Origin of the sequence: Pseudophaeobacter sp. (assembly GCF_048267565.1) — a bacterium.
Classification (GTDB): Bacteria; Pseudomonadota; Alphaproteobacteria; order Rhodobacterales; family Rhodobacteraceae; genus Pseudophaeobacter; species Pseudophaeobacter profundi.
In genome coordinates, this window is the sequence record NZ_JBLWXG010000006.1 from 91,692 (window position 1) to 115,550 (window position 23,859).

Consider the following 23,859-nt stretch of genomic DNA (forward strand, 5'->3'; position numbering starts at 1 on the left):
ATTTTATGCCTCCGGCGGGGATATTTGGGGCCAAATGAACTGGCGGGATGCGGAATTGAGGTTATTCGCCCCGGGGAAAGCGTTTGCTTTCCTCAAGGGTGTTGAGGTCCATGTGGTTGCGCATGTAGCGCTCTGAGGCCTGTTGCAGCGGCTGGTAGTCCCAGGGGTAGTAACCGCCCTGGCGCAGTGCCTCGTAGACCACCCAGCGTCGCGCCTGGCTGGCGCGGACATCGGCATCGAACCGCGCCAGATCCCAACGGGCTTCGGATTTGGCGCGCAGGGTTTGCAGGGTGTCGGCATGGGCGGGATCAGCGGCCAGGTTGGTCAGCTCATGCGGGTCGGCCTCCAGGTCGAACAGCTGGTCGGGATCCAGGGCACAGCGGCTGTATTTCCATTTGCCATCGCGCAGCGAGACCAGCGGCGCATAGGAGGCCTCGGCGGCATATTCCATCGCAACCGGGCTGGCGCGGTCTCCGCCGCGCGCCAGTGGCATCAGATCTTCGCCATCGGTCCAGGGGGCGATCTCTGCCATCGGCAGCCCCGCCAGCGCCCCGAGGGTGGGGGTCACGTCCAGCGTTGAGACGGGCGTTTCAATCAGCCCGGCGGGCAGATCTGGAGAAGAAATCATCAGGGGCACCCGCGCCGAACCTTCAAAGAAGCTCATCTTGAACCAGAGGCCGCGCTCACCCAGCATGTCACCGTGGTCAGAGACAAAGAAAATCGTTGCCTCCTGCCGGGTGTCTTCCAGCACCTGCAGGATCGCACCGATCTTATCGTCAAGATACGAGATATTGGCAAAATAGGCGCGACGGGAGCGTTTGATATTTTCTTCGGTAATGTCAAAGCTGCGCCAGTCATTGGCATCAAAGATCCGCTGAGCATGGGGATCGTGATCGTCGTAGTCCATTGCCGGAACCTGTGGCAGCAGGTGTTCGCAGTCCTCGTACAGATCCCAGTATTTCTTCCGCGCGACATAGGGATCATGCGGATGGGTAAAACTGACCGTCAGCGCCCAGGGGCGATCCTCCAGCCCGCGCGACAGTTCATAAAGTTTCGTGGTGGCATTATAAGCCACCTCATCATCGTATTCCATCTGGTTCGAGGTCTCGGCAATACCGGCCCCGGTGACCGAGCCCATGTTGTGATACCACCAGTCAATGCGTTCGCCGGGTTTGCGATAGTCCGGCGTCCAGCCAAAGTCGGCCGGGTAGATATCGGTGGTCAGGCGGTCTTCAAATCCATGCAACTGATCAGGGCCGACAAAGTGCATTTTGCCCGACAGGCAGGTGTAGTACCCGGCGCGACGCAGGTGATGCGCATAGGTGGGTATGTCACTGCGGAACTCTGCCGCATTGTCATAGACCCCTGTCCGGGACGGCAACTGGCCCGACATAAAGCTGGCCCGCCCGGGCGCACAGAGCGGTGATCCGGTATAGGCATTTGCAAACCGCGCCGAACGCGCCGCCAGTTTCTTCAGATTGGGCGCATGCAGCCAGTCCGCCGGGCCATCTGGAAACAGCGTTCCGTTCAGCTGATCAACCATAATAACCAGAATATTTGGCTTGCTCATCGACCTGTAGCCCCTCGTGTTTTGGCGGTGAAGCCAGTTGATTTTGCCCATAGGGCGCCGCCAGGCCACATGACCCGGTTTGATCGGCGCTGACGCGATGGCGCCCCTGCCCCAGCCAGCCCCGCCATGCGGTCTGCGCCCGGGGTGATTTGCCATGGCAGAACACCCATTCGGAGGCCTAGCATAGAAAACCGATTGCAGAAATGCTTTTTTAAATCACCATTCAAGATTCTTTACCTATAGATCAACTATTGAAACCTCCAGCCAAGTAACGCAAAACTCTACTATGGGAAGAAAACGCATCAGAGACATTCGCAACGAAGAACTGATCGAAGCCACAATTGTGGCGGTGCATAAACGCGGCTATTCTGTTGTTACGATGGCGGAAATCGCGCGGGAGGCCGGGGCCTCTGCAGCCTCGATCAACTATTACTTCGGCTCCAAGGAAGGCCTGATGGAGGCGACGATGCGGCACCTGTTGCGCAAGTTGCGCCATGCCATGATCGAAGGCTACAGCAAGGCACGCACCCCGAAAGAGCGCCTATACGCGGTGACAGATGCCAATTTTTCAGATCAGCTCTTTACTGTGCCCCAGTGCAGCCTCTGGATGCAGTTCTGGGCCAATGCCCCCTATGCGCCGCGCCTATCCCGGCTGCATCGAATCAACCGTACCCGCGTGCGCAGCCATGTGCGGGCCGAATTGACCAATCTACTGCCTCTGGAACGGGTGGAAACAGCCCGCAGTGCCCTGCAATGCTATATGGATGGGGTCTGGCTGGAGGCGGCGCAATCTGAGCGCAAGGTCCAGCCCGACGCCGCCCGACGCGCCGCCCATCAGGTGGTGGATCTGATCCTGTCCTAACCGCCCCGCCTGGCCCAGACAGCAACGCTGGGCAGACCTCCCCGTTTCAACAGACTGAAGCGTCGCGCAAGATCGGCGCCGCCTTACACCTTGGTCGCGGCTGCCGGGGGCGTGATCGAGCGCCGCTTTAGCACCGCTTCGCGCCAGGTGATAAAGCTGATGGCTGCCAGGATCAGACCACCGCCCAGCACGACCCAGATATCCACCGGCTCGGCGAAGACCAGCGCGCCAAGCAATGTCGCCCAGATAAGCTGCAGGAAGGTCACCGGTTGCGTCACCGTCACCGGCGCCGATGCAAAAGCCAGCGTCATGGTGAAATGCCCCGCCGTGGCAAAGCACGCCACCGCAAACAGGATCGCCAGTTCCTGCAGATTGGGCGTCACCCAGACTGCTGCGGCAAAGGGGGCAAGCCCCAGCGTGACCCAGCCCGACAGCATCGCAACGACAACCACCGGGCTGCTCCCATCCACGGTGAACTTTGCCAATAGGTAAGAGGCGCCAAAAGCAAAGGCGGTGAACAACATGGCAATATGCCCCGGAGAGATCTCGCGGAAGCCCGGCCGCAGAATGATCACCGCGCCAACCAGTGCCGCAATCACCGCCAGAATGCGCCGCATCGCCAGCTTCTCACCCAGAAACATCGCCGCCCCCAGAGTCACATAGATCGGAGAGAGGTAATTCATCGCCGTCACCTCGGCCAGCGGGATCTGTGTCATCGCATAGAACCACAGGATCACACCGCCGGCATGCACCATGCCGCGGCTGGCGAACAGCAGCCAGAGTTTCGGCGTCACCCGCGCGCGGCGCAGGCTTGATGCCATCGGGATCAGGAACACCAGCCCCAGAAGGTAGCGCAGAAAGGCCGATTCCGCCGGCGGGATCCGATCTCCGAGATATTTGACCAATGCCGTCACCGCGACAAAGCAAAGGCCGGTCATAAACATCCAGAACACCCCGACAAGGGGGGTGGTGCTGGGCTGGGTGATATCTGCTTGGCTGCTCATACCGACAACACAACACCCAAACGACAGGAGGCACAACCCTTTCACATATCAAATACCTCATTTGATATGTGTTTCCAAAGCGGATGCTGCCCGCCGCGACGTTCAGGTGGGGGTCACATCAAGATCAGCTTGGCGGCGATCGCCCACATGGTCAGCCCAACCAGCCCATCCAGTACCTGCCAGGCACGCGGCCGGGCAAACACCGGGGCCAAAAGACTGGCACCATAGCCGAGACTGAAGAAAAAGACGAAACTGGCCAGAACAGCGCCAAGGCCAAAGGTTGCCGGATCGGGGTATTGCGCCGAAATCGCCCCTAGCAGGACAACCGTATCCAGGTAGACATGCGGGTTCAGCCAGGTCAGCGCAAGCACCGTCATCAATACCGGCAGCAGCGGCTGCGGTGGCTGGGCCGTACCGGCGGCCTGCAAACTCGCGCCGCCCTGCCAGGCAGACAGCAGGCTACGCCCACCGTACCAGATCAGAAACCCGCCGCCACCAAAGCGCATGAGCGGTTCAAACCAGGGCATCATCTCGGCCAGCCTGCCAAAGCCAAGCACCCCGGCAGTGATCAACAGGGCATCTGATCCGGCACAGGCCAGGCAGATCCAGAACAGATGCTGACGCCGTAGTCCCTGGCGCAGCACAAAGGCATTCTGCGCGCCAATCGCCAGGATCAGACTGAAGCCAAGGCCAAAGCCCGCCAGCAGATTGGGCGGAATGCCAGTCAGGGCGATCACCTGCGCATACATCTGCGCGGTCACTGAAGCAGTCATCGGAATTGGGATTGGCATCGGCCTGTCTTTCTCTCTCGCTGCGGTCTCAGCGCTTTGACTAGCCCGAGCACGAAGCGTAGCATAGTTAAATATGATAACGCGAAGTAAGAGTTGCTAATGAAGTTTGACCCCAACCACCTCTCTGCTCTGGCCGCTGTCATCCGGCTTGGATCCTTTGACAGCGCCGCGCAGAGCCTGGGCCTGACCCCTTCGGCGGTTTCGCAACGTATCAAGGCCCTGGAAGAGCGCGTGGGCGGGGCCCTGATCAAACGCGGTCTGCCCTGTACCGGCACCAAGGCGGGGCGGCGCCTGGCCAAACACGCCGAAGATGTCGCGGTGCTAGAGGGCCAGGTCTCGCGGGCGCTGGCGCTGGACCCCAGCCCCGAGGCACCGCCGCTTTTGCGCATTGCCGTCAACGCCGACAGCCTGGCCACCTGGTTCATCGCAGCCATGGTTGCCACACCGGATCTGTTGTTTGACCTGGTCATCGACGATCAGGACCACAGCGCAGATTGGCTGAAACGTGGCGAAGTCTCTGCCGCCATCACCGCCCATGCCCTGCCCGTACCTGGCTGCAATGCGCAACCGCTTGGGGCGATGCGCTATCAGGCCATGGCCAGCCCCGCCTATATGGCGAAATGGTTTGCAGGCCGCCCAACGGCCCAGGCACTGGCCCGGGCCCCCTGCCTGACCTATAATCCAAAAGACGCGCTGCAGCAGCGCTGGATACAGCTGCATTTTGGCGAAACCATCACGCCGCCAGCGCATTTCATCCCGTCGGCCCAGGGCTTTGCCGATGCCGCCCAGGCGGGTCTGGGCTGGGGCATGATCCCGGTTGCCCAGGTTGCACCCGCCCTGAAATCCGGTGCGCTGGTGCCGCTGCTGCCCGATAGCGCCATGGATGTTGCGCTGAACTGGCAGGTAAGCCGGGCCATGGCCTCTGCGCTGGCCCCCTTGACACGGGCGGTGCTAAGCTCCGCCAGACACCATCTGTCCCCGCCCCCCCGCTAGGGGGCCTATCCGTCGCTGATCGCGATACAGGAGCCACGAAATGTTCGCAAAATCCGCCCTCACCTATGCCCCTGTGCCGCTGCCCCACCGTGCGGCCTACAGCGATGCAGAGATGCTTGCAAAGGCCAGAGAATATCTGGCGCATATGCAACAACGCCATACCGTGCGTGATTTCACCTCTCAGCCTGTCGCGCGCGAGGTGATCGAGCTCTGCATCCAAACCGCTGGCTCGGCCCCCTCGGGGGCCAATCACCAGCCCTGGCATTTTGTCGCCATTGCCAACCCGGCGCTGAAGCAACAGATCCGCGAAGAAGCCGAAGAAGAAGAACGCCGGTTTTACGCCGGCGGCGGCGGTGACGAATGGATCAAGGCGCTGGAACCCATCGGCACCACAGCCGACAAGCCGCATCTGACCACTGCGCCCTGGCTCATCGTGGTCTTTGCCCAGCGTTGGGGCGAATTTGAAGATGGCAGCCGCTATAAAAACTACTACGTGCCCGAAAGCGTCAATATCGCCACCGGGTTCTTGTTGGCGGCGCTGCACGAGGCTGGGCTGTGCAGCCTCACCCATACGCCCAACCCGATGAAATTCCTCAATGCGGCCCTTGGTCGGCCAGCGTCGGAGAAGCCCACCATGATCATCGCGGTCGGCCATCCCAGCGCCGATGCCAAAGTGCCGGGCGTTGCCAAGATGAAAAAGCCCCTTGCTGAAATCTCGACGATCCTGGAATGAGGCAGCTGCAGTGATGCCCAGGGCCGTTCCAGATGCAGACTGAACCGCGTAGCCTTGGGGCGAGCATTTGCTGGCATATCCTGTTGCCACGCGGGGCCGCGCTGCTGTTCTGGGCCGGGGCCAATCAGATGCTGCAAATGCCCGCGGCCCTGACCTGGGGGCTGATCACGGCGGATGCACTGTTTCTTATCTGGACAATAAGGTCCCATCTGCATGCAGCGGATAGCCATATGCGTGGCTCGGGTGCCATGGCGCCGATCTGGGGCGGCTATCTGATTTTGCTGTTTAGTATCCTGGCCAGCCTGTTGCTTTGGTGGCAGGCGCTGCTGATTTCCTACCGCCCCGCTGCGGGGCCGAGCTACGCCGACATACGCGCCCAGCAGCACGCAGCGCGCTACAGTCTTGCCCTGTCAAGCGATGGCACTGCCATTGTCTTTGATGGAGAGATCACCTTTGGCCTGACCAAGGCGCTCAAAGCCCTGATGCTGCGCCACCCCGAGGTGCGCCGCATAGGTCTTTCTAGTCCCGGCGGCCATATCTATGAGGCCCGCGGCGTTGCCAAGCTGGTTCAAGCACAGGAGGTTTCGACCCAGGCGCTGGGGCTGTGCGCCTCGGCCTGCACCCTGATCTTTGCCGCTGGAACCCAGCGTGTGCTTGCCCCGCAGGCGCAGCTTGGCTTTCACGGCTATTCGTTGGATGTCTTTGGCGGCCTGCCACAAATCGACCTGACGGCCGAGCAGGAGAAAGACAGGCGTTTCCTGATCTCGCAGGGCATCAGCGATGACTTTATCAATCAGGTTTATGCCACGGCGCCAACCGAGCTCTGGCGGCCCAGCCCGGATGTCTTGCGCAGGGCGGGCGTGCTGACAACGCCCCGCTAAACCGCGCAGCAAAAAGCCCCCGAGGGTTTCGGGGGCTTTGGGCTATTTCAACCTATTGGCAGGTGCAGCTCAGAGCTGCTCCATCACTTCATCAGAGGCTTCAAAATTGGTGGTGACGCGCTGCACGTCGTCGTCGTCTTCCAGCGCATCCACCAGCTTCATCAGCTTTTGCATGCCTTCCAGGTCCAGTTCGGTGGTGGTGGTGGGTTTCCACACCAGTTTGGTGCTGTCGGATTCGCCCAGCTCTGCCTCCAGCGCGTTGGAAACGTCGTTCAGATCACTGTCGGCGCAGTAGATGATATGGCCATCCTCGGACGATTCGACATCCTCGGCGCCAGCCTCGATGGCGGCCATCATCACGGTGTCGGCGTCGCCAACAGAAGCCGGATAGGTCACCTCGCCCTTACGGTCGAACATGAAGCCAACCGATCCGGTTTCACCCAGGTTACCGCCGTTCTTGGAAAAGGTCGAACGCACAGTGGAGGCGGTGCGGTTCTTGTTGTCGGTCATGGTTTCGACAATAACGGCGACGCCGCTGGGGCCATAGCCCTCGTAGCGGATTTCATCATAGTTTTCGGCGTCACCGCCGATGGCCTTTTTGATCGCCCGGTCAATCACATCCTTAGGCACCGACTGGCTTTTGGCTTCTTTCACCGCGAGACGCAGGCGGGGGTTCTTGTCAGCGTCAGGGTCGCCCATCTTGGCGGCCACGGTGATCTCCTTGGCCAGTTTGGAAAACAGTTTCGACCGCGCTGCGTCCTGACGACCCTTGCGATGCTGGATGTTTGCCCATTTTGAATGGCCTGCCATGGTAGATCCTTTGTCTCGTGCGTTCTTGAGTTGGCGCTCATATAGCCTGTGGCGGGGGCAGCTTTCAAGCTCTGCTGACAACAGGCCCCTTCCAGGTGCCCCACCTCCCCGCAAGACCTGCCCCGTTACCAGGCTGTGACCAGACCCGCCACCAGGCCCGCCACGCAGAAACAGCGTTTCCCTGCAAGCCGCCTTGCCCCCAAGCCCGCAGCCGCTAGAGTGGCGGTATGACATTTGACCAAATCGCCTTGTTCGCCATATTCGCCGCCGTCTTCGGCCTGTTCCTCTGGGGGCGCTTTCGATACGATATTGTTGCCTTTTCTGCGCTGATGGTTGCGGTGGTGCTGGGGCTTGTACCCACCGCCGAGGCCTTTTCCGGCTTTGGCCACCCGGCCACACTGGTGGTGGCGCTGGTGCTGATTGTTTCTGCCGGATTGGTGCGTTCAGGTGCTGTGTTCCTGATCACCCGCACGCTGGTGGACAGTTCACGCAGTCTTGGTGGCCATATCGGCCTGATGGGGGGCGTCGCCGCCGTACTGTCGGCCTTTATGAACAATGTGGCCGCCCTGGCCCTGCTGATGCCGGTCGACATCCAGACCGCCCGCAAGGCCGGACGCGCCCCGGGGCTAAGCCTGATGCCGCTGTCCTTTGCCACCATCCTGGGCGGCATGGCAACGCTGATCGGCACCCCGCCCAACATCATTATCGCCTCGATCCGGCAAGAGTCGCTCGGCGAACCCTTCGGCATGTTTGACTTTGCCCCGGTTGGTGGCATCGTTGCCCTGGTCGGGCTGGCGTTTGTGGCACTGGTCGGCTGGCGGCTGATCCCGCAGCGGCACGAGGCCGCTGGCAACTCCGAGGCGCAGCTAGCTGATTACATTGCCGAACTGACCATACCGGATGACTCTGCTTTGATCGGCAAGCGGCTTGGCACCCTGGACAAGGACGCCGAACAGGCTGATGTCGCCATTCTGGGGCTGATCCGGAACAGCAAACGCCACTATGGGCGCGCCGCCGGGGCGGTGCTGCAAGCGGGCGATACCCTGGTACTGGAGGCCCGCCCCGATGCGCTGGATGAATTCCGCACCACATTGTCGCTGCATTTTTCAGATAGTGCCCGCCAGGAAACATTGACCGCAGCGGGCGATGGCCTGGAGCTGGTCGAAGTGGTGGTACCGGAAGGCGCCCGTATCGATGGACGCTCGGCCCAGTCTCTGGGCTTGGCCTGGCGGCAAAACGCCGTCCTCTTGGGGCTGGCCCGGCAGGGGCGACGCCTCACAAAACACATCCGCCAGACAGAGATCGAGGCCGGCGACATTCTGCTGCTGCTCTGCCCGCGGGAACGCGGCAGCGATGTGACGGAATGGCTGGGCTGTCTGCCACTGGCAGAGCGCGGCCTGGCGGTCACCGCCAATGACAAGACCTGGGCAGCGATTGGCCTGTTTGGCCTGGCGGTGCTTGCAGCCTCTGCCGGGGTGATCTACCTGCCGATCGCGTTGGGGCTGGTGGTTGTGTCTTATGTCCTTATCAAGGTGCTGCCGGTGGCAGAGATCTACGACCATGTGGAATGGCCCGTCGTGGTTTTGCTGGGCTCCATGATCCCGTTGGGCGCCGCATTGGATGCCTCGGGCGGAACACAGCTGATCGCCAATGGGCTGATCGGGTTAACTGAAGGCCTGCCCTCTTGGATGGTGCTGACGGTGCTGATGGTGGTGACCATGACGCTGTCCGATGTGCTGAACAACACCGCCACCGCCATTGTTGCAGCGCCGGTGGGCATTCAAATGGCCACGACACTTGGGGTCTCGCCCGATCCGTTCTTGATGGCCGTGGCCGTGGCGGCCTCGGCGGCCTTCCTGACCCCGATTGGCCACAAGAACAATACCTTGGTTCTGGGGCCCGGCGGCTATCGCTTTGGCGACTACTGGCGCATGGGGCTGCCGCTTGAGGTGCTGGTGATTGCAGTTTCCATCCCCTCGATCCTGGTGTTCTGGCCACTCTGATCCGGCCTGCGCCCCGCCTGGAGTGGCCCAAGGCTCCGCCAGGGAAGGTGGCGAAACATTTGCCCAGCCCCGGCGCTGCGCTTAGGCTGATTGCAACCATAACCGGGAGGTGCAGATGGCGGGTGCAACAGACAACGCGGCAGATGTGATCATCGTCGGGGCTGGCATTGCCGGGCTGGCCGCGGCCTGCGACCTGGGTGATCGCGGCAAGCGGGTGATCCTGCTAGAGCAAGAGCCCGCGCAATTTCTGGGTGGCCAGGCACATTGGAGCCTGGGCGGGTTGTTCATGATCGACACGCCAGAACAACGCCGCATGGGGATCCGGGATAGCCATGATCTGGCCCGGCGCGACTGGATGGGCAGCGCCCAGTTTGACCGCGCCGAAGACGACTGGCCCCGGCAATGGGCCCGTGCCTATCTTGACTTTGCCGCCAGCGAAATGCGTCCCTGGCTGCACCAGATGGGCATGCGCTGGTTTCCGGTTGTCGGTTGGGCCGAACGTGGCGGCGGCAGCGCTCAGGGCCATGGCAATTCGGTGCCGCGGTTTCATGTCACCTGGAGCACCGGCCCCGGCGTGGTTGCGCCCTTTGCCACGCGTCTTGCGGCACATGTCGACGCCGGGCGGATCTCGACCTGGTTTCGCCATCAGGTCAGCCATATCATTGTGCAATGCGGCGAAGTCAAAGGCGTCTCGGGTGAGGTGCTGGCCGCCGATACAGCTGCCCAGGGCGTGCGTACCAACCGCGAGGAAATCGGCGAATTTGAAGCCTATGCGCCCTCGGTCATCGTGGCCTCGGGGGGGATTGGCGGCAATCTGGATCTGGTGCGCAAGAACTGGCCGCGCGAACGCCTAGGCCCACCCCCCAAGAACATGGTGGCCGGGGTGCCTTTTCATGTGGACGGGCGGATGATCCCAATTGCCGAAGCCGCCGGTGGCCATGTGATCAACGGCGATCGCATGTGGCACTACACCGAAGGGCTGCGCAACTGGGATCCGATCTGGCCAAACCACGGCATTCGCATTCTGCCGGGGCCGTCAGCCATGTGGTTTGATGCCCGTGGCGACCGCCTGCCCCCACCCTGCCTACCAGGGTTCAACACCCTGGAAACCCTGAAAGAAATCCTGAAAACCGGCCATGATTACAGCTGGTTCATCCTTAGCCAAAAGATCATTGAGAAGGAATTCGCTCTGTCCGGGTCGGAACAAAACCCGGACCTCACCTCTGGTAAATGGCGCGAGGTCATCCGCGCGCGCCTGCTTGCGCGCGGGCAGGCCCCGGCCCCGGTTGAGGCCTTCAAGAAACATGGCGAAGATTTTGTGGTGGCCGATGATCTGGCCGATCTGGTGGCGGGCATGAACCGGATTGCAGATCTGCCACTGGACGAGACCCACCTGCGCCGCCAGATCGAGGCGCGCGATGCGCAGGTCGACAACCCCTTTGCAAAGGACGCCCAGGTGATTGCGATGAATGCAGCCCGCAACTATCGCGGCGATCGGTTGATCCGCACCGCCAAGCCTCATCGCATCCTGGATCGCCAAAATGGCCCGCTGATTGCCGTACGGCTCAACATTCTGACACGCAAAACTCTGGGTGGATTGCAGACCAATCTGGACAGCCAGATGGTGGGGGCAGATGGCAGCCCAGTGCCGGGCCTTTTCGCAATCGGAGAGGCAGCCGGCTTTGGCGGTGGTGGCTATCACGGTTACAATGCCTTGGAAGGGACCTTCCTGGGCGGCTGCCTCTTTTCCGGGCGCCAGGCGGGCCGGTCCAGGCTGATCGCCTGAACCACGATAGCAAACGCCCGGCACAATACCCCGTCAAAGACAGGAGTCAGCCGGGACTATTGGCCTGTCTCCACGTCAGGAGAGCACCAGAGACATCAGTGCAATACCTGATGCTGCGGTGAAAAGAAAAACTAGAAACCCATGTCTGAAACTCATCAAAATGTCCTCCATCGTCCTGCTTACCCTTATGATATAGGGTGGAACGTGAAGGTTTCATCAAGGGGCCCGCACCTTGGCGACATTCCGCCCGCATAGCCCGCCGCTCAACGTGGCCTATAGCGGCCAGAGAAAGGGAATAATTACCGAAGCCAGGAGCCCGACACTTAGGTTCAGCGGGATGCCGACGCGCAGGAAATCGGTGAACTTATACCCGCCCGGACCATAGACCAGCATATTTGTCTGATAGCCAATCGGCGTGGCAAAAGACGCCGACGCTGCCACCATCACGGCCACCACCAGTGGGCGCGGATCAACACCAATCGCCTGGGCCAGCCCCACCGCAATCGGCGTGACCACCACCGCCACCGCATTATTTGACACCAATTCGGTCAAGACCGAGGTCAGAAGATAAATAGCCCAGACCAGTACAAAGGGCGGCAAGCCAGTCAGCGCCGGGGCAATTGCTTCGGCAATCAGGCGAACCGCACCAGAGCTTTCCAGGGCGGCACCAATCGCCAGCATGGAAAAGATCAGCGCCAAAAGCTGGCCGTCAACAAAGGAAAAGGCCTCATCCGCATCAATACAGCGGGTGATCAAAACCATGGCCACCACCACCACCGACAACAGCAGAATGGGCGCAACCCCAAATGCCGCCAGAATCACGATGGACAAGAGACCAGCAATCGCCAGCGGCGCATGGCCACGCCGATAGGCCCGCTGGGTCGGCTGCGAGACATCCGCCATGTCCATATCCACCGCCAGTCGCTGAATATCCCCTGGCGTGCCTTCAAGCAGCAGGGTGTCGCCCACCCGCACCACCAGATCATCCAGCTGCACGCCGATGTTCTGGTTCCGACGATGCACCGCCAGCACATAGACGCCATAGCGCCGACGCAGGCGCATCGCCCCCAATGACCGCCCAACCAGGCGGCAACCCGGCGTGACCAGCACCTCGACGGTTTTGGTTTCCACCGCAGAAACCTGATCTACCCGCTTCAGCTCTTTGTTCGCCTGCAGGCTTAGCAGTTCGGTCATTTCGGTCCGCAAGACCACGCGATCCCCAACCTGCAATTCAACCCCTTTGAGATTGCGCCGCAGCGAGATATCGCCGCGCACCAGATCGATCAATCGCACACCCGGTCGCTTGAACAGCTGCACCCCGGTGACTTCACGGCCAATCAGGTTGCTTTCCGGCGGGATCACCGCTTCAGTGAAAAACTTCATCTTTGATCGATCGCTCAGCAGCATCGCCATGCTGTCACGATCCGGCAGCAGCCGGGGCGAGATATAGCGCAGATAGATCATGCCCCAGATGACCAGCACGATCCCCAGTGGAGTGACCTCAAATATCGAGAACGGTGCCAGCCCCTGCGCCCGTGCAACCCCGTCCACAAGCAGGTTGGTCGAGGTACCAATCAAGGTCAGCGTGCCACCCAGGATCGCCGCATAGCTCAGCGGGATCAACATCTTGGAGGCGGAAATTCCCAGGGTGCGCGAGATCTGCACAAATACCGGGATCATCACCACGACAACTGGCGTATTGGACACCACGGCAGAGGCTGCGACCACAAAAACCATCAGCATGGCAATGGCGCGTTTCGGGTTCACCTCTGCCTGTTTGCGTGCCCTTGCGGTAAAGGCATCCAGCGCCCCGGTACGCACCAATGCCCCCATGATGATAAACATCGCCGCAATGGTCCAGGGGGCCGGGTTTGACAGCACGGAAACGGCACTGTCATAGGGAAGAACGCCGGTGATCAGCATCAACGAGACGCCGGCCATGGCGACCACCTCGGTTGGGTAGATTTCGCGCACAAATGCCACAAACATCAGCCCCACGATGACCAGGGCAAGCATCGCACTGCCGTTCTGAGACAGGCTGACGGTCTGGGAAAATTTGATCAGATCCATAGGTGTCGACAGTCCCAAATTTCTTTGGCAGGGTCTTGTCTTGCAGTATTTCCCTCAGCCGTGAACGCCTGCCAGCGCCAAGTTTCCCTCATCCTAAAAGATGGGGCAAGGGCTGCGACGGGCAGCAGCCCTTGTGCGGCGGAAAAAAGGGACGCGATATAGCAGGGCACGGGCTGAAAAAGAATTTCTTTCGCCCAGCACCCTACCGGCACGATCAGGCCTCTGGCCCGGCGGGCTGCAACAGGCCGCCATTGCGCACCATGTGGATTTCTTTTGTGGCACCGGTGCGATCATCGGTCACCACCAAGGCCCCAGACAGGGTGGCTTCGCCCTCGGCCGGGGTAAAGCGGCTCTTGGGCATGCCGGTCAGGAAACGGCGCATGGGTTCAGTTTTTTCCATGCCGATCACGGAATTATAATCGCCGCACATGCCCGCATCGGTCAGATAGCCCGTGCCATCGGACAGGATCTGCGCATCCCCCGTCGGCACATGGGTATGGGTGCCCACCACCAAGGAGGCGCGACCATTGCAGAAATGCCCCATGGCCATTTTTTCAGAGGTGGCTTCGCAGTGCATATCAACGATAACGGCCTGCGCCAGCCCGCCGCGCGGATGCGATTTCAGCACCGCCTCGACGGCGCCAAAAGGGTCATCAAAGGCGCGTTTCATGAAGACCTGGCCCAGCGCCTGTGTCACCAGAACCTTGCGGCCACCAGTGGCGTCAAACAGCCGATAGCCGCGCCCCGGCGCACCCTTGGCAAAGTTCAGAGGCCGGATTATACGCGGCTCTTTCTCGATGAACTGCAGCATGTCCTTTTGGTCAAAGGCATGATCGCCCAGCGTCAGGCAATCGGCCCCTGCATCAAGCAACAGCTTTGCGTGATCGCCGCTCAGCCCCATGCCGTTAGACGCATTTTCGCCATTGACCACGACAAAGTCGAGCCGCCAGTCCTGACGCAGCCGCGGCAGGTTTTCGGTGATAGCACGGCGCCCGGCGCGGCCCATCACATCGCCTAGAAACAAAATTCGCATTTTTCTGTCCTAGGGCCTGCGCCCCGGCAGGACAAGGCCCCGGCACCGATCAGATGAATTTTTTCGCAACAGAGCCACAGTTGGCTGCTGCGGTTCCAATTTTGCGGACGGACGCTGCATTTAGCCGATGAACTGCAAGACCCGGCTTTGCGTTACCACCATATCCAGCGGTTGATCCGTTGCCTCCAGCGGCAGATCGGTGGCCTCCTGGGCATCAAAGGCAAAACCAATGGCCAGGGTCGGTCGCTTGGCGCGCAACTGCTCCAGCGTGCGATCATAAAACCCCCCGCCATATCCCAGCCGCCCGCCACGGGCATCAAAGGCCACCAGCGGCACAATCAGTATTTCCGGTTCGAAATAGTCATCCACCACCGGAACCGAGGCACCAAACGGCCCCTCACGCAGCGGCGCATCTGGCTGCCAGCGGCTGAATTTCAGCGGCTGTGCCTTGCCCTGAATGACCGGCACGCCAACCAGCCCGTGGGCGGCAGCCTCTGCCATGGCAGGCAAAGGGTCGATTTCGGTGCGGATCGGCAGGAACCCCGACAGTGGCACACCGCGATAGCCTGCAAGAACTTCGGACAGACGGCCGGCGGCGCCGGGGATGCAAAGATCAAAGGCCTCTTTTCGGCGGGCAAAGGCCGCTTTGCGCGCCGCTGCCTTGATCTCTGCCAGGTTTTCGCCTGCCTTGCTCATCTGCTCTCTCCTACAGAAGGACCCAGGCGGCCAGACCCAAAAAGGCAAAGAAGCCAACCACATCGGTCACGGTGGTCACAAAGGCCCCAGAGGCCAGCGCCGGGTCAATTCCCAACTTGTCCAGTAGAATGGGAACCACCGTTCCCGCCAGTCCAGCCACGACCAGATTGATCACCATTGCGGCAGCCAGTACCGCGCCCAACCCCGCAGAGCCAAACCAAAGCGCTCCCACCAGCCCCATGACAACCGCAAAGATCACGCCATTGACCAGCCCGACCAAGGCTTCGCGTCGGATCACCCGCCAGACGTTGGATCCGGTCAGATCGCGCGTGGCCATCGCCCGCACCGCCACGGTCAGCGACTGCGTCCCCGCATTGCCCCCCATGGAGGCGACAATCGGCATCAGCACCGCAAGGGCGACAAAACTGGCAATTGTCACCTCGAACTGCGCAATCACCGCCGAGGCCAGGATCGCTGTCACCAGATTGACTGCCAGCCAGGGAAAACGGCGTTTGGTGGTTTCGATCACCCGATCCGAGAGCGAGCTTTCGTCGCTCACCCCGGCGAGACGCAGAATATCTTCTTCGTGTCCTTCATCCAGCACCGCCATGGCGTCATCAATGGTGATGACCCCCGCCAAGCGCCCTTCGCTGTCGACCACCGGGGCGGAAATCAGGTGGTATTGATTAAAGGCATAGGCGACATCTTCCTCGTCCTGATCCGCCGGGATCACCTGAAAGCTCTCTTCGACCAGATCGCTGAGCGGCGTCGTACGATGCGCGCCCATGATCCGGCCCAGCGTCACATTGCCAATCGGATGCAGGCGCGGATCAACCAGCACCACATGGTAAAACTGCTCCGGCAAGTTGTCAGACTCGCGCATGTAATCAATGGCTTGCCCGACGTTCCAATGCTCTGGCGCCAGCACCACCTCACGCTGCATCAACCGCCCGGCGGAATTTTCCGGAAAGCTGAGAGATTGTTCAACCGCCGCCCGGTCAGACTCTTCCAGCGCATCCAGGATGACTCCCTGCTGCGGCTCTTCCAGATCCTCCAGCAGGTCGACCACATCATCGGTTTCCAGCTCGCGCACCGCGTCGGCCAGAACCGCCGGGTTCAGGATGGAAATCACCTCTTCGCGGATGCTCTCGTCCAGTTCCGACAGGATTTCACCGTCGAACTCGCGCCCATAGAGCCGGATCAGGCGGGCGCGATCATGGGTGTTGATCTGTTCCAGAAGGTCGGCAATATCCGCCGCATGCAGATGCTCCAGCAGATCGGCCAAGCCCTGTTTGTCATTGCGATCCACCGCAAAGAGGATCTGGGCGACCAGCTTGCGATCCAGCAGATAACCGTCATCGCCACTTTGTTCGGTGCGCTGGATATCGTCGCTGGTGCTCATATGCTGCCCTTTGCCAAGATTGGTTGCAAAATAGTAGAAGCAGTTACCAGAAAACAATGACAATAAGACAATTTACCGGAACCTTTGGCGCGCCTATCCTCAGCGCCGCGATTTGGCAAGAAAAAGGACGGCCCCAAAATGGTGAGCGAATTTATCCTACGCGGACACGTGCTGTCCTTTACCGGTTCGCCCTTTACGGTGCCCCACCCAGAAGAGGCGACGCAGATCTGTGCCGCGCTGGCCATTTCACAGGGCAAGGTGGTCGGCACCGGAACATTTGAACAGATGCAGGCGCTGCTGCCAGAGGCCGGGGTGATCGACCACGGTGACAAGCTGATTGTCGCGGGCTTTGTTGACGCCCATGTGCATTACCCACAGACCGCCATGATCGCCAGCTGGGGCAAACGGCTGATCGACTGGCTCAACACCTATACCTTTCCCGAAGAAATGCGCTTTGGCGATGCCGCCTATGCGCAGGAAATCTCTGAGCGTTACCTTGATCTTTCTGCCGCCAATGGCACCACCACTGTCTGCAGTTTTGCCACCATCCACCCAGAGAGCGTAAATGCATTTTTCACCGCCGCCCAGGCGCGTGGTCAGCGGGTGGTTGCCGGCAAGACCTGCATGGATCGCAATGCGCCTGACGGGCTGCGCGACACGCCCCAGTCAGCATATGATGACAGCAAGGCCTTGATCGAACGCTGGCACGGGGTGGACCGGATCGAATATGCTATCACGCCGCGCTTTTCCCCCACCTCGACGCCCGATCAACTGGCCGCCCTTGGCGCGCTTTGGGCCGAACATCCCACCTGCCTAATGCAGACCCACCTAAGCGAACAGCTGGACGAAATCGAATGGGTCAAGACGCTGTTCCCACAGGCGCGCGACTATCTTGATACCTATGAAGCCTTTGGCCTGCTGGGTGCGCGCGGCCTCTACGGGCATGCCATCCACCTGGAAGAGCGTGAGCGCCACCGGCTGCGCGAGCTGGATGCAGGCCTGGTGCATTGCCCCACCTCAAATACATTCATTGGCTCTGGCCTGTTTGACATGCAGGGGCTGATGGCTGATGGCCACCGGATTGGTCTGGCCACCGACACCGGCGGCGGATCCAGCTTTTCGATGCTGCGCACCATGGCGGCCGCCTATGAAGTCGGCCAGCTGCGCGGCCATCCACTGCATGCTGCCCAACTGATCTGGCTGGCCACCCAGGGCTCTGCCAGGGCGATGCGGATGCAGGACAAGATCGGCAATATCGCCGCCGACATGGAGGCAGACCTGGTGGTGCTGGATCTGGCCTCGACCCCGGCCATTGCCCAGCGCAGCGCCTGCGCCGCCGACCTGTGGGAGGCACTGTTTCCCACCATCATGATGGGCGATGACCGTGCCATCGCAGAGGTCTGGATCAACGGGCAACGCCAGTAACACGCCCCAGGTAGTGCCGCGCCTATCCTTCCCCGGCTTGGGCAAGGGGGGGCTTGGGCCGCGCCCCCTGCCCCACCACCGCCCGGACAGAGCCTTAGCCGCCCTGCATCAGGCGCTGTGCCAGGCCGTGGTGGCGTTGCAGCAGCTGCGGCAGATCCAGGCTGGTGACAGCCCCGTCCCGGATCACCTGCCGTCCTTCGACAAACAGATGTTTGACCTGGCTTGCCCCCGCCAGCAGCAGCGCTGCCGGATCCCAACTGCCGCTTGCCTCGACACCCGTGGTATCCCAGATGGCAATATCCGCGCGTTTCGCCACCGCCAGACGGCCACAATCCGGTCTCCCAAGCACATCGGCCCCGCCACGCGTGGCGATCTGCAGCGCTTCATAGGCGCTCATCGCGTCGGCACCCTGTGACACTCGCTGCAGCAACAGGGTCTGGCGGGCCTCACCCATCAGATTGGCCATATCGTTGCTGGCAGAGCCATCCACCCCCAATCCGACAGGCACCCCGGCGTCCCGCATCTGCCGCACTGGCGCGATGCCCGATCCAAGACGGCAATTGGAACAGGGGCAATGCGCCACGCCGGTGCGACTGCGGGCGAACAGGTCAATCTCAACCGGGTTCAGCTTGACGCAATGGGCATGCCAGACATCCGGGCCGGTCCAGCCGAGATCTTCGGCATATTGCCCCGGACGACAGCCAAACTGAGCCTCGCTATAGGCAATATCCTCGTCGTTTTCCGCCAGATGGGTGTGCAGCATCACCCGCTTGTCGCGGGCCAACAAGGCGGTGTCACGCATCAGATCGCGGCTGACCGAAAAGGGCGAACATGGCGCCAGCCCCACCCGGCACATCGCCCCCTCGGCGGGATCATGAAAGCCATCCACCACCCGGATCATATCCTCCAGAATGGCGGCCTCGTCTTCGACCAGATGATCCGGCGGCAGCCCACCGCTGCTTTCACCAATGCTCATCGCACCGCGGGTGGGGTGAAAGCGCAGACCAACCTCGGCGGCGGCATGGATGGTATCTTCCAGCCGCGCCCCATTGGGATAAAGATAAAGATGATCCGAGCTGAGCGTGCAGCCAGACAGCGCCAGCTCGACCAGCCCCAGCTGGGCGGAAACAAACATCTCCTCCGGGCCAAAGCGGCTCCAGATCGGATAGAGCCGCTGCAGCCAGCCAAAAAGCAGCGCATCCTGCGCCCCCGGCACCGCACGGGTGAGGTTCTGGTACAGATGGTGGTGGGTGTTGACCAACCCCGGCGTCACCACGCAGCCCACGCCCGAGACCACCTGACAGTGCGGTGACAACCCGGAAGTGTCCGCCCCCCGCCGCAGGCCATGGCCCAGGGCCGCAATCTGGCCATCACGGATCAGCACATCGGCGTTTTGCAACACCCTGTCGTCATCGTCCATTGTCAGAACGGTATCGGCATTTTCAATGAGAATTTCACCCATCACAGCACACTCCATTTAGGCCCGACTCGGTTCATGGAGGTGCAATGGGTCGACAGAGAACGGGCAAAGGACTCGACCTGTTTTAGGCTTTTACTCCAGATGGCCGCCCCCGATCAAGACCCCAGGCCCAGCTACCGACTATGCTGGCATAGGCTGCGCCTGCAACAGCTGCAGCGCCTGCGCATGCAGTGCCGGGGTTGCGGCAGCCAGAACCTGCCCGCCGTCATGGGCTGGCCCGCCCTGCCAATTGGTGACAATACCGCCGGCCGCCTTGATCACAGCAATGGGGGCGTGAATGTCATAGGGATTCAGACCTGCCTCGATCACCAGATCAATCTGCCCCGCCGCCAAAAGCGCATAGGCATAGCAATCCATGCCATAGCGCGTCAGCTTTGCCGCCTGTGACACCCGGCCAAAGGCCGCGCCTTCCTCTGTTGTGCCCACTTCGGGGAAGGTGGTGAACAGGATAGCCTGTTCTAGCTGTTGCTGATCGCGGCATTTCAGCGGCTTGATGCCCTGCGGTCCGGACATCTCGGCCAGGTCGGGCCCACCGGAAAAGCGCTCTGCGGTGTAGGGCTGATCAATGACACCCAGAATAGGCCCCGTCGCATCAGAAAGGGCAATCAGCACCCCCCAGGTTGGGGTACCGCTGATGAAACCACGCGTGCCATCAATCGGATCCAGCACCCAGGTGCGCCCCGACCGCCCCGCCACCGGGGGGAACTCTTCTCCCAGGATGCCATCTTCTGGACGCAGCTTGGCCAGAACCGCCCGCATTGCCTCTTCGGCGGCACGGTCCGCAATGGTGACGGGGTCAAAGCCCTCACTCAGCTTGTTCTCTGCGCCCAGGTTGCTCTGGCGGAAATAGGGCAGGATCACCGCGCGGGCTGCCTCGGCCAGGTGATGGGCCACCTGCATGTCATTCAAAGCTGTCTGTGTCATTTTTTCACCTGAACCATTTGGACCGCGCGTTAGACCGCGCGGCCCCTTGAAATCCGCATGGAAAAACCGGTGCCACTCTCGCAGCTCCGGTTCAAGGGAAATCATCGTTTCGCCGTCAGCGCCGCCTTGGATCTAAAGCGCAGCTTGCGCCTTCTGTCGCCGCCAGTGACACGGGGTGCCGCCCACCGCGGGACAGAACACGCAAAGGCACAGGCCGGGCCAGCAGGCATCGGCCTGGCCGGTGGGATCAGGCAGCGTCGCTTAGTACGCGGGCCAGTTCAAACAGACGGCGGCGCTGATTTTCCGGGATCGCATAGTAAGAGCGCACCAGATCGAGCGCTTCTTTATCGCCCATCAGATCATCCGGCACAGAGGAGCTTACCCCTGTCTTGCCCTCTTCTTCCAGTCCTTCGAAGAAGAAGCTGACCGGAACCCCCATCGCATCCGAAATATCCCAGAGCCGCGAGGCGCTGACGCGGTTTGCACCGGTTTCATATTTCTGGATTTGCTGGAACTTGATGCCGACCTGTTCGGCCAGTTGCTGTTGTGTCTTGCCGATCAGCCATCTACGGTGGCGGATCCGCTTGCCTACATGTACGTCTACAGGATGAGCCATTCGCTATCTCCTAGTTAATCAATATAACCCCTGCCCGGGTATAGCCATGACACCTTCGTTGCTGGATACGTCATTTGCCAGCCTGCCGCAGATGTACTCAACTATCACGATCAGAGCTCAACCTCTGCTCTAACTGTAAGACCTTCGCAGTTGAACACAAGCCTGACACCTCTCCCCATCGCATTGCAACGCAGCAAATGTATGAATTCACCTATCATTTTGATGGTGCCCTATATACTTTTGACTAGCCAAATATGGCTCCCCATAAATAGTGAGGTGCAAAAAATGACATTTCAGCATCAGGTTTTGATGCGAATCACCTGACCCAAAGCAGAGGTGGACAGAAATATGCAGGCCTATCGCATCAGATCCTTTGATGGCTCTCCCGTTCTAGAAGAAATCCCCAGCCCAGCCCCAGCGCCCCACGAGGTGAAGATCAGAATTCGCGCCTGCGGATTGAACTTTGCAGATTTGCTAATGCAAAAGGGCACATACCAAGACACACCAAAGCCGCCCTTCACCCCAGGTCTAGAGGCCGCAGGTGAGGTTCTGCAGTGTGGCGAGGCCGTGCAGCATCTTACCCCCGGCGACCGCGTTGCGGTATTTGGCGGTCAGGGCGGATTGGCCCAGGAAGGGGTGTTTGATGCCGCTCGCGTCCTGGTGATCCCGGACAGCATGTCTTTCGAAGATGCCGCCGCATTTCAGATCGCATATGGCACCAGTCAGGTGGCCCTGGACCACTGTGCCCGCTTGCAGCCAGGAGAGACGCTCTTGGTGACCGGCGCCGCTGGTGGCGTCGGGCTGACGGCAGTGGAAATAGGCAAGTTGATGGGGGCGCGTGTCATCGCCCATGCACGCGGAACGGGTAAACTTCAAATCGCCGAGGCCGCCGGGGCTGACCACCTGATTGATGCCAGGGAAGACCTGCGCCAGGCGGTAAAATCGCTGGGAGGTGCCGACGTGGTTTATGATGCGGTGGGCGGCGATGTCTGGACCGAAGCCTTTCGCGCCACCAACCCAGGTGGCCGTCTGCTGCCCATCGGCTTTGCAAGTGGCGAGGTGCCGCAAATTCCTGCCAATCACCTGCTGGTCAAGAACCTGACTGTGATCGGGTTCTATATTGGCGGCTACATGAAGTCCCACCCCGAGGTGATCCGCCGCGCGCTGACCACCCTGATGGATTGGCACAGCGCCGGGCGTATCCGCCCCCATATCAGCCATGTCCTGCCGCTAGAGCGTGTGGCCGAAGGGCTGGAGCTTCTGCGCAGCCGCGCCTCTACGGGCAAGGTGGTGATCACCCCGTAACGCCCCGACACGGCCTGGCACGGCCCCTCTGTCTGCACAGGCCAGTGCTAAGCAGCACAGCCAGAGGGGCCCCGCCCCGGCATTGCTAGCTTGCGGCACGCAGCGGGCTGCGGCGCAGGGCGGCATAGCCCTGGCGAATAATCCGCGCCAGATCCTCGACAAAGCCCGCACGCACACTGTCAGCCCCATAGAGGTTGATATGCTGCACCGGCAGATCTGGCAGGGCACCACCGTGCTCGATGGCTTCCTGATGGCTGGGAATGGTACCTTCAAGCAAAACCCCAACGGCGAGATCCGCGCTGATCGTCGCCTCGACCGTGCGATCAGATTCACTATCCACCGCCATGTCCCATTCAAGCCCCGCCTGGTCCAGCCTGGCCGTGGCTACCGGCCGGAAGATACAGGCGCGGCAAAACCCCAGCCGCAGCGGGTGCTGCCGCCAGGCGGACCCATTTGGCGCCCCGACCCAGCGCAGCGGCATCTCGTGGATCGTTTCGCCGTCAGCGCCAGCGCCGCTTTCGGTGGTCAGGATCAAATCATAGGTGCCCTTGGCAAAACCCGCCTTCAGATCCCGGGTATTCGAGGTCACCAGATTGACATTCACCCGTGGGAAACTGGCATTGAAGCGCTGCAAGACCTGCGGGATCACCGGATAAACCACATCATGCGGCACCCCCAGAACCACCTCGCCCTCAAAGGCCTGATCGGTCAGCCGCCCGATGACCTCGTCGTTCAGCGCCACCATGCGCCGGGCATAGCCAAGCAGCTGCTCTCCCGACGGGGTCAATGCAATGGTCCGGCCAGACCGATCCAGCAAGGCCAGCCCCAACAGCTCTTCCAGCCGCTTGAGCTGCATCGACACCGCCGATTGCGTCAGATGCAGAAAGCCAGCCGCCCGCGTGACGCCGCCATAGTCAGCTACCGCCACAAAGGACCGCAGCGTGGTGATATCCAAATTCCGTGCCATCACAACTCCTGATGCATTCCATCAATAACATTCGTTTTCAAAATAGATCACAATAGACCATATACATCAATAGAAATGATGAAGACCTAAAAACGCATCAATGTTGAATGAAAGGACAGAGACGATGACTTACAATGTAACCTCCTGCGCCACCACCGGCGCCCGGCCGCGGACTGCGCGCTTTGGCCTTTTGTCCCATATTGCCGATCGGGCTGCCCTGCTGCGCCAACGCCGCGCCCTGAAAGCCCTGGATGCCGCCGCGCTGGAAGACATTGGCATCACCCGTGAAGAGGCCCTGAAAGAAGCTGCGCGCCCTCTCTGGGATGCGCCGGAAAGCTGGCACTGGTAAAGACCCAGGTGCCCGCCAACAGCCTGCTCAGACAGCGCTAAAAAGACCTGCCCCTGAATGCGGCAGGTCTTTTTACGTTTTTAGGGGGATTTTTAGCCAAGAGCCTTGAATGGACGCCAAAGAAAGCCGATATTTAGCGGGAATGCCTCCTGGCGCGCT

21 protein-coding genes are annotated in these 23,859 nt (G+C 60.9%); 9 read left to right on the forward strand and 12 right to left on the reverse strand.

Annotated elements, in window-relative coordinates; all coding sequences use genetic code 11:
* Nucleotides 1-61 precede the first annotated feature (61 nt).
* Entirely contained in the window at nt 62-1,570 is a 1,509-nt protein-coding gene (gene betC, locus ACN0VH_RS14380; protein WP_417700982.1) for a choline-sulfatase, read from the reverse strand.
* 286 nt (nt 1,571-1,856) lie between these two features.
* On the opposite strand from betC, the gene betI reads away from it, so the two are divergent.
* Nucleotides 1,857-2,432 (forward strand): choline-binding transcriptional repressor BetI, encoded by a 576-nt coding sequence (gene betI / locus ACN0VH_RS14385; protein WP_278922621.1) that lies wholly within the window; start codon nt 1,857-1,859, stop codon nt 2,430-2,432.
* Nucleotides 2,433-2,515: 83 nt separating this feature from the next.
* Here betI and ACN0VH_RS14390 read toward each other — a convergent pair whose 3' ends face one another.
* Nucleotides 2,516-3,436 (reverse strand): DMT family transporter, encoded by a 921-nt coding sequence (locus ACN0VH_RS14390; RefSeq protein WP_417700983.1) that lies wholly within the window; start codon nt 3,434-3,436, stop codon nt 2,516-2,518.
* 113 nt (nt 3,437-3,549) lie between these two features.
* A complete protein-coding gene (locus ACN0VH_RS14395; protein WP_278922677.1) occupies nt 3,550-4,155 on the reverse strand; it encodes a LysE/ArgO family amino acid transporter in 606 nt (201 codons plus the stop codon).
* 171 nt (nt 4,156-4,326) lie between these two features.
* Between ACN0VH_RS14395 and ACN0VH_RS14400 the strand changes: the two genes are divergently transcribed.
* The 3 genes from ACN0VH_RS14400 to ACN0VH_RS14410 are packed head-to-tail and all read left to right on the forward strand — an operon-like array spanning nt 4,327 to nt 6,834.
* Nucleotides 4,327-5,220 carry a LysR family transcriptional regulator ArgP gene (locus tag ACN0VH_RS14400; RefSeq protein WP_417700984.1) on the forward strand — a complete coding sequence of 298 codons (894 nt, stop codon included), beginning with the start codon at nt 4,327-4,329 and terminating at the stop codon, nt 5,218-5,220.
* Between the two features lie 40 nt (nt 5,221-5,260).
* Nucleotides 5,261-5,953, forward strand: a complete 693-nt coding sequence (locus ACN0VH_RS14405) for a nitroreductase family protein (protein ID WP_417700985.1) — start codon at nt 5,261-5,263, stop codon at nt 5,951-5,953.
* Nucleotides 5,954-5,985: 32 nt separating this feature from the next.
* A complete protein-coding gene (locus ACN0VH_RS14410) occupies nt 5,986-6,834 on the forward strand; it encodes a COG3904 family protein (RefSeq protein ID WP_417700986.1) in 849 nt (282 codons plus the stop codon).
* A gap of 69 nt (nt 6,835-6,903) precedes the next feature.
* Here ACN0VH_RS14410 and ACN0VH_RS14415 read toward each other — a convergent pair whose 3' ends face one another.
* Nucleotides 6,904-7,644 (reverse strand): YebC/PmpR family DNA-binding transcriptional regulator, encoded by a 741-nt coding sequence (locus tag ACN0VH_RS14415; RefSeq protein ID WP_278922626.1) that lies wholly within the window; start codon nt 7,642-7,644, stop codon nt 6,904-6,906.
* A 227-nt stretch (nt 7,645-7,871) separates the two neighbouring features.
* On the opposite strand from ACN0VH_RS14415, the gene ACN0VH_RS14420 reads away from it, so the two are divergent.
* Together ACN0VH_RS14420 and ACN0VH_RS14425 are read left to right on the forward strand one after the other, a co-directional pair.
* Nucleotides 7,872-9,647: an SLC13 family permease gene (locus ACN0VH_RS14420; RefSeq protein ID WP_417700987.1), complete on the forward strand. Its 1,776-nt coding sequence runs from the start codon at nt 7,872-7,874 to the stop codon at nt 9,645-9,647.
* A gap of 115 nt (nt 9,648-9,762) precedes the next feature.
* Nucleotides 9,763-11,433, forward strand: coding sequence for an FAD-binding dehydrogenase (locus tag ACN0VH_RS14425; protein ID WP_417700988.1), 1,671 nt, complete (start codon nt 9,763-9,765; stop codon nt 11,431-11,433).
* Between the two features lie 273 nt (nt 11,434-11,706).
* On the opposite strand, the gene ACN0VH_RS14430 is transcribed toward ACN0VH_RS14425, so the two are convergent.
* The 4 genes from ACN0VH_RS14430 to mgtE form a co-directional block, all read right to left on the reverse strand.
* Entirely contained in the window at nt 11,707-13,503 is a 1,797-nt protein-coding gene (locus ACN0VH_RS14430) for an SLC13 family permease (RefSeq protein WP_417700989.1), read from the reverse strand.
* Between the two features lie 214 nt (nt 13,504-13,717).
* Entirely contained in the window at nt 13,718-14,536 is an 819-nt protein-coding gene (locus ACN0VH_RS14435; RefSeq protein WP_278922630.1) for a TIGR00282 family metallophosphoesterase, read from the reverse strand.
* Between the two features lie 120 nt (nt 14,537-14,656).
* Entirely contained in the window at nt 14,657-15,232 is a 576-nt protein-coding gene (locus ACN0VH_RS14440) for a 5-formyltetrahydrofolate cyclo-ligase (protein WP_278922631.1), read from the reverse strand.
* 10 nt (nt 15,233-15,242) lie between these two features.
* Complete coding sequence (mgtE, locus tag ACN0VH_RS14445) at nt 15,243-16,634, reverse strand: magnesium transporter (protein ID WP_278922632.1); 1,392 nt, start codon at nt 16,632-16,634, stop codon at nt 15,243-15,245.
* A 138-nt stretch (nt 16,635-16,772) separates the two neighbouring features.
* Between mgtE and guaD the strand changes: the two genes are divergently transcribed.
* Entirely contained in the window at nt 16,773-18,059 is a 1,287-nt protein-coding gene (gene guaD, locus ACN0VH_RS14450) for a guanine deaminase (protein ID WP_417700990.1), read from the forward strand.
* 94 nt (nt 18,060-18,153) lie between these two features.
* Here the strand turns inward: guaD and ACN0VH_RS14455 are convergent, their stop codons facing one another.
* The 3 genes from ACN0VH_RS14455 to ACN0VH_RS14465 all read right to left on the reverse strand — a co-directional run bounded on the left by ACN0VH_RS14455 (nt 18,154) and on the right by ACN0VH_RS14465 (nt 21,079).
* Nucleotides 18,154-19,521, reverse strand: coding sequence for an 8-oxoguanine deaminase (locus ACN0VH_RS14455; protein WP_278922634.1), 1,368 nt, complete (start codon nt 19,519-19,521; stop codon nt 18,154-18,156).
* Between the two features lie 138 nt (nt 19,522-19,659).
* The gene (gene hisN, locus ACN0VH_RS14460; RefSeq protein ID WP_278922635.1) at nt 19,660-20,463 is read right to left on the reverse strand and encodes a histidinol-phosphatase; all 804 of its coding nucleotides are present in this window, start codon (nt 20,461-20,463) and stop codon (nt 19,660-19,662) included.
* Between the two features lie 247 nt (nt 20,464-20,710).
* Nucleotides 20,711-21,079: a helix-turn-helix domain-containing protein gene (locus ACN0VH_RS14465; protein WP_278922636.1), complete on the reverse strand. Its 369-nt coding sequence runs from the start codon at nt 21,077-21,079 to the stop codon at nt 20,711-20,713.
* A 348-nt stretch (nt 21,080-21,427) separates the two neighbouring features.
* Here ACN0VH_RS14465 and ACN0VH_RS14470 point away from each other — a divergent pair, with 348 nt between their 5' ends.
* A complete protein-coding gene (locus ACN0VH_RS14470) occupies nt 21,428-22,384 on the forward strand; it encodes an NADPH:quinone oxidoreductase family protein (protein ID WP_417700991.1) in 957 nt (318 codons plus the stop codon).
* Between the two features lie 85 nt (nt 22,385-22,469).
* On the opposite strand, the gene ACN0VH_RS14475 is transcribed toward ACN0VH_RS14470, so the two are convergent.
* Nucleotides 22,470-23,351: a LysR family transcriptional regulator gene (locus ACN0VH_RS14475; protein WP_278922638.1), complete on the reverse strand. Its 882-nt coding sequence runs from the start codon at nt 23,349-23,351 to the stop codon at nt 22,470-22,472.
* A gap of 124 nt (nt 23,352-23,475) precedes the next feature.
* On the opposite strand from ACN0VH_RS14475, the gene ACN0VH_RS14480 reads away from it, so the two are divergent.
* On the forward strand, nt 23,476-23,700 hold the full coding sequence (locus tag ACN0VH_RS14480) for a YjiS-like domain-containing protein (RefSeq protein WP_278922639.1): 225 nt from the start codon (nt 23,476-23,478) through the stop codon (nt 23,698-23,700).
* Nucleotides 23,701-23,859 lie beyond the last annotated feature (159 nt).